This window comes from Comamonas sp. GW821-FHT11H03, assembly GCF_058807955.1.
Map to the genome: position 1 here is coordinate 541226 of NZ_JBXARF010000001.1, position 13987 is coordinate 555212.

General features: G+C 62.4%; 12 protein-coding genes. 1 reads left to right on the forward strand and 11 read right to left on the reverse strand.

Going from position 1 to position 13987, the window contains the following annotated elements; translation table 11 throughout:
* Positions 1–26 precede the first annotated feature (26 nt).
* Complete coding sequence (locus tag AC1RTQ_RS02565; RefSeq protein WP_304349448.1) at positions 27–1856, reverse strand: ABCB family ABC transporter ATP-binding protein/permease; 1830 nt, start codon at positions 1854–1856, stop codon at positions 27–29.
* Positions 1814–2098 carry a hypothetical protein gene (locus AC1RTQ_RS02570; protein ID WP_492874093.1) on the reverse strand — a complete coding sequence of 95 codons (285 nt, stop codon included), beginning with the start codon at positions 2096–2098 and terminating at the stop codon, positions 1814–1816. Before AC1RTQ_RS02570 ends, AC1RTQ_RS02565 begins: the two co-directional genes overlap by 43 nt.
* A gap of 688 nt (positions 2099–2786) precedes the next feature.
* Between AC1RTQ_RS02570 and AC1RTQ_RS02575 the strand changes: the two genes are divergently transcribed.
* Entirely contained in the window at positions 2787–3257 is a 471-nt protein-coding gene (locus tag AC1RTQ_RS02575) for an acyl-CoA thioesterase (protein ID WP_492874095.1), read from the forward strand.
* Positions 3258–3321: 64 nt separating this feature from the next.
* Here AC1RTQ_RS02575 and AC1RTQ_RS02580 read toward each other — a convergent pair whose 3' ends face one another.
* The 9 genes from AC1RTQ_RS02580 to AC1RTQ_RS02620 all read right to left on the reverse strand — a co-directional run bounded on the left by AC1RTQ_RS02580 (position 3322) and on the right by AC1RTQ_RS02620 (position 13971).
* Positions 3322–3981 carry a bactofilin family protein gene (locus tag AC1RTQ_RS02580; RefSeq protein WP_492874096.1) on the reverse strand — a complete coding sequence of 220 codons (660 nt, stop codon included), beginning with the start codon at positions 3979–3981 and terminating at the stop codon, positions 3322–3324.
* A 241-nt stretch (positions 3982–4222) separates the two neighbouring features.
* Positions 4223–4735: a thioesterase family protein gene (locus AC1RTQ_RS02585; RefSeq protein WP_492874097.1), complete on the reverse strand. Its 513-nt coding sequence runs from the start codon at positions 4733–4735 to the stop codon at positions 4223–4225.
* 261 nt (positions 4736–4996) lie between these two features.
* Positions 4997–5791, reverse strand: coding sequence for an enoyl-CoA hydratase (locus tag AC1RTQ_RS02590; RefSeq protein ID WP_492874098.1), 795 nt, complete (start codon positions 5789–5791; stop codon positions 4997–4999).
* Between the two features lie 46 nt (positions 5792–5837).
* Positions 5838–6671, reverse strand: coding sequence for an acyl-CoA thioesterase (locus AC1RTQ_RS02595; RefSeq protein WP_492874099.1), 834 nt, complete (start codon positions 6669–6671; stop codon positions 5838–5840).
* A 37-nt stretch (positions 6672–6708) separates the two neighbouring features.
* Positions 6709–7674, reverse strand: coding sequence for an alpha/beta hydrolase family protein (locus AC1RTQ_RS02600; protein WP_492874101.1), 966 nt, complete (start codon positions 7672–7674; stop codon positions 6709–6711).
* A 12-nt stretch (positions 7675–7686) separates the two neighbouring features.
* Positions 7687–8883 carry an acetyl-CoA C-acyltransferase gene (locus tag AC1RTQ_RS02605; RefSeq protein WP_114863266.1) on the reverse strand — a complete coding sequence of 399 codons (1197 nt, stop codon included), beginning with the start codon at positions 8881–8883 and terminating at the stop codon, positions 7687–7689.
* Between the two features lie 180 nt (positions 8884–9063).
* The gene (locus AC1RTQ_RS02610; RefSeq protein ID WP_492874102.1) at positions 9064–11466 is read right to left on the reverse strand and encodes a 3-hydroxyacyl-CoA dehydrogenase/enoyl-CoA hydratase family protein; all 2403 of its coding nucleotides are present in this window, start codon (positions 11464–11466) and stop codon (positions 9064–9066) included.
* 177 nt (positions 11467–11643) lie between these two features.
* A complete protein-coding gene (locus AC1RTQ_RS02615) occupies positions 11644–12087 on the reverse strand; it encodes a DUF2147 domain-containing protein (RefSeq protein WP_304349453.1) in 444 nt (147 codons plus the stop codon).
* 87 nt (positions 12088–12174) lie between these two features.
* Positions 12175–13971: an acyl-CoA dehydrogenase C-terminal domain-containing protein gene (locus AC1RTQ_RS02620; protein WP_492874103.1), complete on the reverse strand. Its 1797-nt coding sequence runs from the start codon at positions 13969–13971 to the stop codon at positions 12175–12177.
* Between the last annotated feature and the right edge of the window lie 16 nt (positions 13972–13987).

Below are 13987 nucleotides of genomic sequence, written 5' to 3' on the forward strand. Positions count from 1 at the left end.
AAACGTCTGGCGAAAGGTGACCGCACTCAGGCGGGAATCTCCGCTGACTCCGCCTGGTTGAGCTGCATATTCCACATGCTGGAGTAACGTCCTCCGGCGGCCAGCAGCTCCTCGTGCGTGCCGCGCTCGATGATGCGGCCGCTGTCCATGACCAGGATTTCATGCGCCTCGACCACGGTGGACAGGCGGTGCGCAATGACCAGTGAGGTCTTGCCTTGCGCCGCGCTGCGCAGCTCGTTCTGGATGGCGCGCTCATTGGCGCTGTCCAGTGCCGAAGTCGCTTCGTCGAAGATCAGGATCGGCGGGTTCTTGAGCAGGGTGCGCGCAATCGCCACACGCTGCTTTTCACCGCCCGAGAGCTTGAGGCCGCGCTCGCCCACGCGCGTGGCATAGCCCTGGGGCGTGTGCTCGATGAAGTCATGAATGCGTGCAGCCTTGGCCGCTGCAACCACCTGCTCCTGTGTGGCACCCGGCTGTCCATAGGCGATGTTGTAGGCCACCGTGTCGTTGAATAGCACCGTGTCTTGCGGAACAATGCCCACGCAATGGCGCACGCTGCTCTGGGTCACCGTGCGGATGTCCTGTCCGGCAATGCGCACATGGCCGCCCTGCACGTCATAGAAGCGAAACAGCAGACGCGCCAGCGTGCTCTTGCCCGAACCCGAGGGACCGACCACGGCCACGGTCTTGCCCGCAGGAATGGTGAAGCTCACGTCATGCAATATGGGCCGCGCGCTATCGTAGGCGAACTGCACGTTCTCAAAGCGCACTTCGGGCGGCGGATTGTCGATCTGCAAGGGCTGGGCGCCAGGCGCATCGGCCACTTCGCGCTCCTTGTCCATGAGCGTGAACATGCGGTTCAGGTCGGTCAGGCTCTGCTTGATCTCGCGATAGATCACGCCCAGGAAATTCAGCGGAATGTAGAGCTGAATCATGAAGGCATTGATCATGACCAGATCGCCCAGCGTCAGCCTGCCGTCGACCACGCCCTGCGTGGCCCGCCACAGGATGGCCACCAGCGCCGCTCCGATGATGAGTTGCTGGCCGCAGTTGAGCATGGACAGCGTGGTCTGGCTCTTGAGCCGCACGCGGCGCAGGTTTTCGAGGTTCTCGTCATAGCGCGCGGACTCGAACTGCTCGTTGTTGAAGTACTTGACGGTCTCGTAGTTCAGCAACGAATCAATGGCTTTGGTATGGGCCGCCGACTCCTGCGCATTGGCCTCTTTTCTGAAGCGGGTGCGCCACTCTGTCACGGTAACCGTGAAGCCGATATAGAACACCAGCGCTGCCAGCGTGATGACGGCAAACCAGATGTCGAAACGCACGGCCAGAATGCCCAGCACCAATGCCATTTCAATCAGCGTGGGCAGGATGGAGTAGAGCGAATACGAGATCAGTGACTCGGTGCTGCGCACGCCGCGCTCGATGTCGCGCGTCATGCCGCCGGTCTGGCGCTCCAGATGAAAGCGCAGGCTCAGGGCATGCAGATGCTCGAAGGTCGACAGCGCAATAGAGCGCGATGCGCCCTGCGTGGCCTTGGAAAAGACCAGGTCCCGCAGCTCGGTGAACATGGTGGAGGAAAAACGCAGCAATCCATAGGCCGCCAGCAGCCCCACGGGGACCACCAGCACGGCCTGCGCCTGCCCGGGCTTGATATCCAGCGCATCGACCAGATGCTTGAGCAAGATGGGCACGCCCACATTGGCCAGCTTGGCGCAGATCATGAACACCAGCGCTGCCAGCGCATGCCATTTGTAGCGCCAGATATAGGGAAAGAGGCGGCGCAGCGTGGCGCCGTCTGACTGGTTTGCCGCTACTGCGGCTTCTTCAGGGGTTGCAGGTAACTGTGAACGCATTGTGGAGCTGTGTCGCCCTGCAGGCAGTCGGAGCCGCGGTAGAGGGCGTCTATTTCTATGACGGGAATCTGGGTACCCACGAATTCTGCCTGTCCCGTCACTTTTGCGCTCACCCAGACCAGGGTGAAGGGCTGCAGCAACTGTCTGTCATACGGGCCTGCACCACAGGCCTTGAAGAAGCTTGCCTCGCGCGGCCAGGACAGAAAGCCCTGCTCGCTGAACTCGGCATGCAGCACAACCATGCAATCGCGCTGCTCGCTGACCGCCTTTAGAACGTGTTGACGATCTCTACGCAGCCGCGTTGGAGCGCAATCGGGATGAGTTCGAAGCGATGGCTCGCCGCTTGCACCGGGGTGCAAGCAAGAGACAGCGTACAGAAATCGCCCGATTGCGCTCCAACCCTTCGGGACAGGGACTTTGCGGGCGGTCTGCGGCGTTGCGAATCCTCGCAATAGCACAGCTATTGCTGCGGTAACGCGCCTTGCATCCCATCCCGCAAAGCCACTGTCGTGGCGCGAGGAGATCGTCAACACGTTCTTAGGGTGCGCAGCCCGCCAGCCCAGCAGACACGCGCATTCAGCGCACCGGCCTGCAAGGCCTGCCTGGGAGTCATTGCCGTGAAAGGTCCGGCCAGCGCTGCCGCGCCGGTCAAGGGCTCCGGATGGCAGGAGGGCTGCACGGCCTGCACAAGCGGTTTGAGCGGCGTTGCAGATGTCACATCGTCTCTGCCCGATATTGGGGCTTTTACCGGATGGCTGCTGCAGGCCGCCAGCACGACACTCAGGCATCCACAGATCCACCACAAACACCGCTGCATAGTTACCCCCTACTTACTTGCCCGAACCGTCGTTAGTGGCTTTTCCTCGCCAACATGGTAGAAACCCGATGTTGAGGGACAATTCAATCTTTCCATTCGTGTCACAGATTTCCATGCCCCCCCGTTCGCCCGACCTTCCCAGCGTTGCCCTGCCCGCCGACAAGGAACTGGTTCTCAAAGTCGTGCCCATGCCTGCCGATGTCAATGCCAATGGCGACATCTTCGGTGGCTGGGTCATGGCGCAGGTGGATCTGGCCGGCTCGGTGCTGCCTCAACGCATCAGCCACACCCGCATGGTGACCGTGGCCGTCAACGAATTCATCTTCAAGCAACCCGTGCGCGTGGGCGACATCCTGTCCTTTTATGCTGGCGTGCAGCATGTGGGTCGCACCTCGGTCGCCGTGGATGTGCAAGTCTTTGCCGAGCGCTTTTCCGACCAGGGCAAATATGTCAAAGTGACCGAGGCCCGCCTGACCTATGTGGCCATAGACGCTACCGGCAAGCCCCAGTCTCTGCCCGACACCGAGCAGACACGTGCCTGGCGCGAGAAAATCCAGGCTCAGGCTGCTGCCAGCAAGAACTGACATTGTTCAGGCATAAAAAAGCGACCTCCGAAGGTCGCTTTTTTCATGGGCTGTGCGCAGAGATTCAGGCGACTGCAGCGCTACCCGTCGTTTCATTGCTGCTGGTCACACCGCTCACCTGGCTGCTGGCGCTGCTGCCGGCACTGCTCTTGCTCCAGGCTGAAGCAGAGGCAGTGCTGGAGTTGCTGGTGCCGGAGCGGGTTCCCGCTTCGATCTGCCCCGTCAACTCGCCCCCCTCTTCGATCACCACCTTGCCATAGCGGATCGTGCCGCTGACCTTGCCGGAACCATAGATCACCAGCTTTTCGCGCACCGTGAGAGTGCCGTCGAACTTGCCGTGGATTTCTGCGATATCGATCTCGGCCGTACCGTGAAACGCCCCCTGTTCGGCAATCTTGATGACACGGGAGTTCATGGTCGCCTCAACCGTTCCCTCCACTACCAAGGTGTCGCAGTCCGTGATCTCCACGCCCTTGAGCTTGATGTTCGGACCGACGGTCAGCTTGCTGCCTCCGTTTTCCTCCGCAGCATGTGCGGTGGCAGTTGCAGTCGCAGTCGCAGCCGCACGCATGGTGCTCGATGGTGCCGTGCCAAGGCCCGCGTTACTCAGAGAGCTGGCGCCAGATGTCGCAGCACTATTCGCTGTCGAAAGCCCGCTGACGGAACTGCGTGAAGGAAAGTTATCGTTATCGCGTTTGCCGAAGAACGGGTTTTGCACAGCCATGGCAGGAATCTCCTAGTCAGAAAGTGCCATCCTATGCAGCATAAGTAGCAACATTTACCGTCATCTCGCAATAACGGTAAGCAAAGCTTTCACAAGTTTCAGTTACTTGCATGCATTGCCTGATCTCACACAATGAAAGATTTGGCTGCATCCGGGCAAGCGTTCACTTGCCCATCTTTGAAGCACTTTTTGCTGCCAGTCCATATTTCGCTGGCGCTTGACGCTCTCGTTTCAGAGAGCGTCAAGAGACGATATAGGCCGCTGTGCCGGTCGAGAGCAGCTCGCCATCCACCGACAGAAACTCCATCTGAGTATTCGCCACCCGCGAGCCCAGGCGCAGCACTCTGGCAGTGAGTAGAAATTCCTTGCCGATGCCGGGGCGCATGTAGTCCACCCGCAGATCGATTGTGCCCAGCCGGGAAAACCGATGCAGTCTTTGCGCGGGCGTATCGTCCATATGCTTGGCCGCAATGGCCGCCATTACAGCCAGCCCGCCCATGGAGTCCAGGCCGGCGCTGATCACGCCGCCATGAATGCGCTGATAGGCCGAATGTCCGATCAGATCAGGTCGCATGGCGATATGCCCCTGCACCAGCGTGGGCGTGATCTCGCCGATCTTGAGCCCTATGGTCTGGTTGAAGGCCACGCGCGTTTCAAAGATCTCGCGCAAGCCGGAGATGAACTCCGGCTCGAACTGCACGGACTCGGCAGCCTCCTGCGCCCAATTGAGGGACGGTACGGACCTGGATGTCATAGGCAATCCTGAAAAACGGTCAAAGAAAAATCGCCCTGCAACGGGCGATTCTCAGATCGGCACGGCCGCAAGCCGGCGAAGCTGGCCGGGATGCCGGTACATGCCCAAATCCGGATGGCGCTTTGAGTAAAGCAACCATCCATCACTGCGCTCCACTTGCTGCCGCAATGTCTGACTTCAGCACTGGCTGAAGTCGGGGTGGCGTTTTTGGCGAAACCGCCACCCATCGCTACGCTCCAATTGCTGCCGCAATGTCTGACTTCAGCACTGGCTGAAGTCGGGGTGGCGTTTTTCCATGAAGGCCGTCAGGGCTTCCTTGGCTGCGGGCTCGCGCAGCATGCGGGCGAAGACCGCGCCTTCTTCCACGATACGCTCGCCCACTGCCTTGGCCTGGCCGCCCTTCATCAGGCGCTTGGTCTCGATCAGCGAGGACAAGGGCTTGCGCGCCAGCTTTCTGGCCTGGGCCTGTGCCACGGCATTGCATTCGTTGGGCGGCACCACGCGGTTGATCAGGCCCACCTCCAGCGCGGCTTCTGCCATGAAGGGCTCGCCCAGCAGCAGGGCCTCGGCGGCGCGGTGATAACCCAGCATCTGGGGCAGAAGCAGGCTGGATGCCGCTTCGGGGCATACGCCCAGGTTGATGAAGGGCAGCGAGAAAGCGGCGTTATCGCCGGCATAGACCAGATCGCAGTGCAGCAGCAGCGTGGTGCCAATGCCCACGGCCGGGCCACAGACCGCAGCAATCAGCGGCTTGGGAAAGGCCGAGACTTCCTGCAGAAAACGCCACACGGGGGCATCGGCGCCCATGGCATCGGGGGTGGAGGCCTGCTTCAGGAAGTCCGCAATATCGTTGCCTGCGCTGAAGATGGCGATGTCGCCCTGGAACACCACCACGCGCACGCCTGCGTCGACCTTGGCGGCCGCCAGTGCATCCGCCATCTGGGTGTACATGGCCTCGGTGAAGGAGTTCTTCTTCGCCGCACGATTGAAGGTGATGGTGCACACGCCCTCTTCGGTGTGTACCAGGATGTCCTGGCTATCCTGGGTATTGCTCATGGTGTTGCCTTGTGAATGATGTGAACAGCTTGCCGGTTTCGGCGCGCTACTCCTTGTAGTAAACAATCTGGTGGCTGGTCGCCAGCATCTGGCCGGACTGGCTCCACAACTGGGCCGTCTGGTCAAAAAATCCGTTGCGGAACTCCTGCCCGCGCGCCTGCGCCAGCAGCAATCCGTCACCTGCCTCGGCCAGCTCCTCGCGTCCGGCATGGAAGTAGACCGTGATGGACACCGTACCCGCCGGCACGCGCCTGGAGCGGCGCAGCCACGCCCGCGGAAAGAACACGTCGGAGACCGCAGCCAGCGACGCGAAATCCAGCGGACGCGGCGGATTGTCTCTCACCCAGAGTCGCGTCAGACTGTCGCGCTCGGCCCCGTCCTCCTCACGCGGCAGGATTCCGTCCACAAATCGCATCTCATAGCGGGTCAGCCACTCTGAGGCCTTGAACAGCGGCGGCACACGCTCCACCTCGGCAGCAGCCCGGACCTCGGGCATGGGCATATCGCTGACGCTCCAGGTCTGACGGCGTACCGCAGTCACGGCCGTTGCCGTGGTCACGATCTGCGGCTGGCCCTGGTCATCGGGCTGGGTGATCGTCAGCAGCCAGTGCTGGGTGGAGCGGTTGGTACGCACCGGCCTGGCGTCGATCTCGAAAGCACCCGGTCCCACGGCTGCCGCATAGTTGACGGTGATGGACAGCGGATCGCCCAGGCACTGCGGGTGTTGCGCAATGGCCTGCACCAGGCTGGCCGCCGTGATGCCGCCATAAGGGCCGACCATATTCCAGTAATCGGGCGAGGCCGCTCCCTGGTACTGATTGGGCACGCCCGTAGCGGTCAGCGCTACGGCACGATCAAAGGGGTGGAGGTCTGTGCTCATGATTGGCAGTGTTGCCCAAGGGTGGGAATGAAAGCCGTCAAACAGGTGACTCATGCGGCCCGAACAAGGGTTTGCCTGGGCCGCGATCACCGTCGCGCCAGCTCTGCAGCAAAGGCAACAGGGGCTGCCACAGTAGCTCGCGCATCTCTTCCTTGAAATACCCCAGATGGCCTATGCGTCCGCCCGGAGCCAGCCCCGGGTCCACTCGCTCCAGCGTGCTGGGCGCACTTTTGTACCAGTTCACCAGCGACTGAACGCTGGCCAGCGACATCATTTCGTCGTCCTCGAAATACAGCGCATGCAAGGGGTAGTGGGCTGCTGCATAGGCCTCGGCGGCCCAGCGCCCCTCCACCCCCATGGCGTACAGAGGATTCAGGCACCAGCGACGCCACTGCCAGATCACGCCTGCCGGCAGATCGCCCACGATGCCCAGCTTGCGTCCCGGAAAAGCGCCGTACAAAGCCGTGACCAGCGGAGCGACACCCCACCAGAACAGCCGGATCATGCGCCTCGTGGGCGCTGCGTTATCGCGCCAGTAGCCGCTGCCGCTGCCCACGGAAAGCAAGCCGTTGATGGGCAGGGGGATGGAAGCCAGCCCCGGCAGTTGCGAGCCCACGCTATGACCAATCCAGATCAGCGGCTGCTGGGGAAACTGCTGCTTGAGATGCGCGGCCACCAGCTCGCAGTCCTTGGCCCAGTCCAGCAAGTCGGCCCTGGCGTCGCGCAGCGGCACCTGCAGCGACAGGCCATGACCGCGGTAGTCGAAGGTGGTGACGCCATAGCCCTGCTCCGCCAGCCAGCGGGCAAAGGCCTGGTAATAGCTTTGCTGCACGCCCATGGCGCCCGCCACCACCACCTGGGCCAGCGGCGCAGCCGCCCTGGGCTGACACTGGCGCAGCACCAGATGGCCCGAGCCCACGGAGATGGGCAAAGCCAACTCCGTCCATTGCACGGTAGCTTGCACCGGAGCTGGCCCAGAGGCTTGTGACGGGTCGGTCTGCATGGTCGGCAGTGTTCAGACGCGCTCGAAGATGCCTGCCGCGCCCTGACCCATGCCCACGCACATGGTCACCATGCCGTACTTGAGCTGCTTGCGTTGCAGCGCATGCACCACGGTGGCGGCACGGATGGCTCCGGTTGCCCCCAGGGGATGGCCCAGTGCAATCGCACCGCCCATGGGGTTGACCTTGCTCTGGTCCAGGCCCAGGGTGTTGATGACGGCCAGGGACTGGGCCGCAAAAGCCTCGTTGAGCTCGTACCAGTCGATATCGTCCTGCTTGAGACCCGCGTAGCGCAGCGCAGCGGGAATGGCCTCGATAGGGCCAATGCCCATGATGGCGGGCGGCACACCCTTGCTGGCGTAGCTGACGAAACGCGCCAGCGGCGTCAGGCCAAAGCGCTTGACGGCATCGCCGCTGGCAATGATCAGCGCGCCCGCACCATCGCTGGTCTGAGAGCTATTGCCCGCAGTGACCGAGCCGCGCGCCGCAAACACGGTGCGCAGCTTGGCCAGGCCTTCGAGGCTGGTATCGGGGCGCGGGCCTTCGTCCAGGCTCACGGTGCGTGTGCTGGCCACGGTTTCGCCGGTGGCGATGTTCAGCGTGCGGTCGGTGACTTCGATCGGCGTGATCTCGGCGGCAAACTCGCCGGCCTGCTGCGCGGCGATCGCGCGGCGGTGCGATTCGAGTGCAAACGCGTCCTGCGCCTCGCGCGAGACCTTCCACTGCTGGGCCACCTTCTCTGCCGTCAGGCCCATGCCGTAGGCAATGCCCACATCGCCGTCGCGCTCGAAGATGCTGGGCGAGAGGCTGGGCGCATTGCCCATCATGGGCACCATGCTCATGCTCTCCACGCCGGCGGCAACCATCACATCGGCTTCACCGACGCGGATGCGGTCCGCCGCCATGGCCACGGCCGACAGGCCAGAGGCGCAGAAACGGTTGACGGTGATGCCGCCGATGCTGGTGGGCAGGCCCGCCAGCACGGCACCGATACGCGCCACGTTCAGGCCCTGCTGGGCTTCGGGGATCGCGCAGCCGCAGACGATGTCCTCGATCGCCTTGGGGTCCAGGCCGGGCACCTGGGCCAGCGCCGCCTTGAGCGTGGTGGCCAGCAGATCGTCGGGACGGTAGTTGCGGAAAAAACCCTTGTGCGAGCGACCGATAGGCGTGCGCGTGGCGGCAACGATATAGGCGTCTTGTACTTGTTTCATGACCAAATTCCTTGGTTGTCTCTTAGCTCTTTAACCTGTGTGCAAGGCTTCAATTGCTTGGCGGCGCATACCAGCAGCCAGCAAGCAAGGGCCGCCCCGCAGCGTTGCTGGCGTCCTCCTTCCCGCAAAGCGGGAGAAGGGGGAAGGCGCGCAGCGACTCAGGGGGATGCTCATATCAAATCAGTTGCGGACCGGCTTGCCGGTGTTCAGCATGCCCAGGATTCGTTCATGGGTCTTGGGGTGGGCAATCAGATGGCAGAAAGCCTTGCGCTCCAGGCTCATCAGATAGGCCTCATCCACCAGCGTGCCGGCATCGACATCGCCGCCGCAGACCACATTGGCGATCAGACCCGCAATATGCTGGTCGAACTCGCTGATGAAGCCGCCGTCGCGCATATTGACCAGCGAGCCCTTGATGGTGGCCTGGCCGCTGCGCCCCGCCACGGGAAAGCTGCGCTTGTGCGGTGCACGCCAGCCGCTGGCTGCCATGGCCTTGGCCTCATTGATGGCAACAAAAAGCACCTCGTCCTTGTGGGCAACGACGATGTCGCTGTCCAGCAGATAGCCGAGCTTGCGCGACTCCAGCGCGCTGGTGCCCACCTTGGCCATGGCGGCGGCCGTGAAGCCTTCGGTCAGGAAGGGCAGCAAATCCTTGCCGGTGCTGGTGGCAGCATTTTCGGCTGCGCGGCGCGCGATATAGGTCAGGCCGCCGGCGCCGGGCACCAGGCCCACGCCGACTTCCACCAGACCGATATAGCTTTCCATATGGGCCACGCGACGCGCCGAATACACCGCCATCTCGCAGCCGCCGCCCAGCGCCAGCCCGTGAATGGCAGACACCACGGGCACCTGTGCATAACGCAAGCGCAGCATCAGGTTCTGCAGCTCCTGCTCGATGCTCTCGATGGCGTCCGCTCCACCGATCACAAAGGCAGGCATGGTGGCCTCCAGGTCCGCACCCACGCTGAAGGGCGCATCGCCAGACCAGATGACCATAGCGTCGAAGTCGCTCTCGGCCGTATCCACCGCCTCCATCAGGCCTTCCATGACTTCGGGGCTGATGGCGTGCATCTTGTTCTTGATGCTGGCGATCAAGACCTTGCCATCCAGCGTCCAGGTGCGCAGCGCCCTGGTTTCGGCAATCGTTGTGCCAGCCGTCTGCCAGTCGGGCAGATCGGTTTCACCCAGCAGTTTTTCGGGGAAGAGCTGACGCTCGTACACGGGCAGCACACGGCGCGGCACGAATCGGTTCTGCGCAGGGCTCCACGAGCCATTGCCGGTGTGCACGCCGCCGGCCTCGGCCACCGGACCTTCGAAAACCCATTGGGGCAGCGGCGCCTTGCACAGCGCCTTGCCGGCATCGATGTCCTCCTGCACCATCTTGGCCACCTCCAGCCAGCCGGCTTCCTGCCACAGCTCGAACGGGCCCTGCTTCATGCCGAAGCCCCAACGCATGGCCTGATCCACATCGCGTGCGCAATCGGCAATGGAATGCAGGTGCACGGCGGCATAGTGGAAGCTGTTGCGCAAAATGGCCCAGAGGAACTGGCCTTCCTTGCCCTCGGCATTGCGCAGCAGCTTCAGGCGCTCTGCAGCGGGCTTCTTGAGCATGCGGCCGTAGACCTCATCGGCCTTGCCGCCTGCGGGAATGTAGTCCTCGCTGTCCAGCTCGAACTGGAAGATGTCGCGACCGACCTTCTTGTAGAAGCCCTTCTTGGTCTTCTGGCCCAGGTTGCCCAGCTCGATCAGCTTGGCCAGCACGGGCGGCGTGCCAAAGCTTGCGTAGAAGGGGTCGGTCTCCAGGCTCAGATTGTCCTGCAGGGTCTTGACGACATGGGCCATGGTGTCCAGGCCCACCACATCGGCCGTGCGGAAAGTGCCCGAGGAGGCGCGGCCCAGCTTCTTGCCCGTGAGGTCGTCCACCACGTCAAAGGACAGGCCGAAGTTCTCGACCTCCTTCATCGTGGACAGCATGCCGGCGATGCCGATGCGGTTGGCGATGAAGTTGGGCGTGTCGTGCGCGCGCACCACGCCCTTGCCCAGCGTGCTGGTGACAAAGGCCTCGAGCTGGTCCAGCACCTCGGCCTGCGTGGTGGGCGTGTTGATCAGCTCCACCAGCTGCATATAGCGCGGCGGGTTGAAGAAGTGAATGCCGCAAAAGCGCGGCTTGATGGCGTCGGGCAAGGCCTCGGACAGCTTGGTGATCGACAGGCCCGAAGTGTTGGATGCCAGCAGCGCGTGCTTGGCGACGAAGGGAGCGATCTTGTGATACAGGTCCAGCTTCCAGTCCATGCGCTCGGCAATGGCCTCGATCACCAGATCGCAGCCCTTGAGCAGCTTCATATGCTCTTCGTAGTTGGCCGCCTGGATCAGCTCCACATCATCGGCCACACCGATCGGCGAAGGCTTGAGCTTTTTCAGGTTGGCAATGGCGCGCTCTGCAATGCCGCTCTTGGAGCCTTCCTTGGCCGGCAGGTCAAACAAAATGACCGGCACCTTGACGTTGACCAGATGGGCGGCAATCTGCGCACCCATCACGCCCGCGCCCAGCACGGCGACTTTTTTCACATTGAATCGGGACATGATTGCATTCATTTCAGGTATTCATAATGCGCACAGCGCATGAAACTGGCGCGCCCCAGTCCGGGGCAGCCGAGCGAGGGCCGGGGCTGCATCCCCCTCCGTCAGCGCGTAACGCGTCAAGAGAAGAGGAAGGTGCGCAGCCATCCAGGCGCAGCGACTCAAGGGGCTTCATTTCAATTACTGAACGCGGATCCAGGTCTGGGTACGCCAGAAGGGACCGATGGAGCCACGCACTTCCAGCTTCTGGCCTGCGTCGATGGGCGTCAGGCGCACGGTATAGGTCTTGCCGTTTTCGGGATCGAGAATCTTGCCGCCTTCCCAGACTTCCTTGCCTTCGGCCTTCTTGACGCCGCTGATCAGCGTCATGCCCACCACGGGCTTGTCCTTGAGCTCGTCCTTGCACTCGGTGCACAGCGCATTCGGGTCCGCGCCCTTGCGCAGCAGGGCCTCGACCTTGCCCGTGACCACGCCGCCGGCCTCGGTGATCTTCACCTGCGCCTTGGGCGTGTTTTCCTTTTCATCCATGCTGCGCCAGGTGCCTATGGGCGACATCTGCGCCCAGGCAGCCGACATGCTGCTCGCTATCAATACAAGAGCTGCTACCGCTTTTATCTTCTTCATTTCCGAGTCCTTTATATTCAAAACAACGGATGAATAGGCGCATGAAGCTACTCTTTCAATAGCGAAGCAGCATGCGCCTGCGGAACATCAGGCCAGGGCCGCGTCGCTATCCATCAGCGACTGGCTGCCGGCGCGAGCGGTGCGCATCAGCGACGCCGTCTCGGGGAACAGCTTGGCGAAATAAAAGCGCGCGGTCTGCAGCTTGCCCTGGTAGAAGGGATCTGCATTGCCGGCCGCGATCTCGCGCAGCGCCACCTGGGCCATGCGAGCAAACAGGTAGCCAAAGACCAGATGGCCGGCCACGCGCAGATAGTCCACGGCGGCTGCGCCGACTTCGTCGGGGTTCTGCATGCCCTTGAAACCGATCTCGGTGGTGAACTTGGTCATCTGCTCGCCCAGCATGGCAATGGGCGTGATGAACTCGCTCATCTTCTCGTTGACGCCTTCTTCCTCCACCAGCTGAGCGATCAGCTTGCCGAACTTCTTGAGCGTCGCGCCCTGGTTGCCCAGGATCTTGCGGCCCAGCAGATCCAGCGCCTGGATGCCGTTCGTGCCTTCATAGATCATGTTGATGCGCGCATCGCGCACAAACTGCTCCATGCCCCATTCCTTGATGAAGCCGTGGCCGCCGAAGACCTGCTGGCTCAGCGTCGTCGCCGTCCAGCCGTTGTCGGTGATGAAGGCCTTGACGATGGGCGTCAGCAATGCCACCAGCTCGCCGCTGTCCTTGCGCACCTTCTCGTCGGGGTGGTGCAGCTCCTTGTCCAGCAGCAAACCGCAGAAGGTGGACAGCGCGCGGCCGCCTTCTGCATAGGCCTTGGCCGTGAGCAGCATGCGGCGCACATCGGGGTGAACGATGATGGGGTCAGCCGGCTTGTCCTTGGCCTTCACGCCCGACAGGCTGCGCATCTGCAGGCGGTCCTTGGCATAGGCCAGTGCATTCTGGTAGGCCACCTCGGTCAGCCCCAGCGACTGGTTGCCCACGCCCAGGCGGGCCGCATTCATCATCACGAACATGGCCTGCAGCCCCTTGTTGGGCTCGCCCACCAGGGTGCCGACGGCACCATCGATATTGATCTGGGCCGTGGCATTGCCGTGAATGCCCATCTTGTGCTCCAGCGCACCGCAGAAAATCGGGTTGCGCTCGCCCAACGTTCCATCGGCCTTCACCTTGAACTTGGGCACGACGAACAGGCTGATGCCCTTGGAGCCGACAGGCGCATCGGGCAGACGCGCCAGCACCAGGTGCACGATGTTGCTGGTGAAGTCATGCTCGCCGGCAGAGATGAAGATCTTGTTGCCGGTGATCTTGTAGCTACCATCCCCCAAGGGCTCGGCCTTGGTGCGCAGCAGGCCCAGGTCGGTGCCGCAGTGCGGCTCGGTCAGGCACATGGTGCCGGTCCACTCGCCGCTGGTCAGCTTGCCCAGATAGGTCTTCTTCTGCTCCGGCGTGCCATAGGCATGCAAAGCCTCATAGGCGCCATGCGACAGACCGGGATACATGGTCCAGGCCTGATTGGCGCTGTTGAGCATTTCATACAGCGCCGAATTGAGCACGAAGGGCAGGCCCTGGCCGCCATACTCCGGATCGCAGGACAGAGCAGGCCAGCCGCCTTCGATGAACTGCGCGTATGCCTGCTTGAAACCCTTTGGCGTGGTGACCTCGTGGGTCTCCTTGTTCAGCGTGCAGCCCTCTTCATCGCCGGAGATGTTCAGGGGAAACGCGACATTGGCCGCAAACTTTCCCGCCTCTTCGACCACCGCGTTGATGGTGTCGGCATCGACCTCCGCGTACTTGGGAATCTGCTGGTAGGTCTCGGTGACCTTGAAGACCTCGTGCATGAGGAATTGCATGTCACGCAGTGGCGGGTTGTAGCTGGGCATTTGTCGTCTCCTGTGA

Coding starts and splice junctions, on each gene's coding strand:
- AC1RTQ_RS02565 (WP_304349448.1), bottom strand. CDS start 1,856: ATGCGTTCACAGTTACCTGCAACCCCTGAAGAAGCCGCAGTAGCGGCA.
- AC1RTQ_RS02570 (WP_492874093.1), bottom strand. CDS start 2,098: ATGGTTGTGCTGCATGCCGAGTTCAGCGAGCAGGGCTTTCTGTCCTGG.
- AC1RTQ_RS02575 (WP_492874095.1), top strand. CDS start 2,787: ATGCCCCCCCGTTCGCCCGACCTTCCCAGCGTTGCCCTGCCCGCCGAC.
- AC1RTQ_RS02580 (WP_492874096.1), bottom strand. CDS start 3,981: ATGGCTGTGCAAAACCCGTTCTTCGGCAAACGCGATAACGATAACTTT.
- AC1RTQ_RS02585 (WP_492874097.1), bottom strand. CDS start 4,735: ATGACATCCAGGTCCGTACCGTCCCTCAATTGGGCGCAGGAGGCTGCC.
- AC1RTQ_RS02590 (WP_492874098.1), bottom strand. CDS start 5,791: ATGAGCAATACCCAGGATAGCCAGGACATCCTGGTACACACCGAAGAG.
- AC1RTQ_RS02595 (WP_492874099.1), bottom strand. CDS start 6,671: ATGAGCACAGACCTCCACCCCTTTGATCGTGCCGTAGCGCTGACCGCT.
- AC1RTQ_RS02600 (WP_492874101.1), bottom strand. CDS start 7,674: ATGCAGACCGACCCGTCACAAGCCTCTGGGCCAGCTCCGGTGCAAGCT.
- AC1RTQ_RS02605 (WP_114863266.1), bottom strand. CDS start 8,883: ATGAAACAAGTACAAGACGCCTATATCGTTGCCGCCACGCGCACGCCT.
- AC1RTQ_RS02610 (WP_492874102.1), bottom strand. CDS start 11,466: ATGTCCCGATTCAATGTGAAAAAAGTCGCCGTGCTGGGCGCGGGCGTG.
- AC1RTQ_RS02615 (WP_304349453.1), bottom strand. CDS start 12,087: ATGAAGAAGATAAAAGCGGTAGCAGCTCTTGTATTGATAGCGAGCAGC.
- AC1RTQ_RS02620 (WP_492874103.1), bottom strand. CDS start 13,971: ATGCCCAGCTACAACCCGCCACTGCGTGACATGCAATTCCTCATGCAC.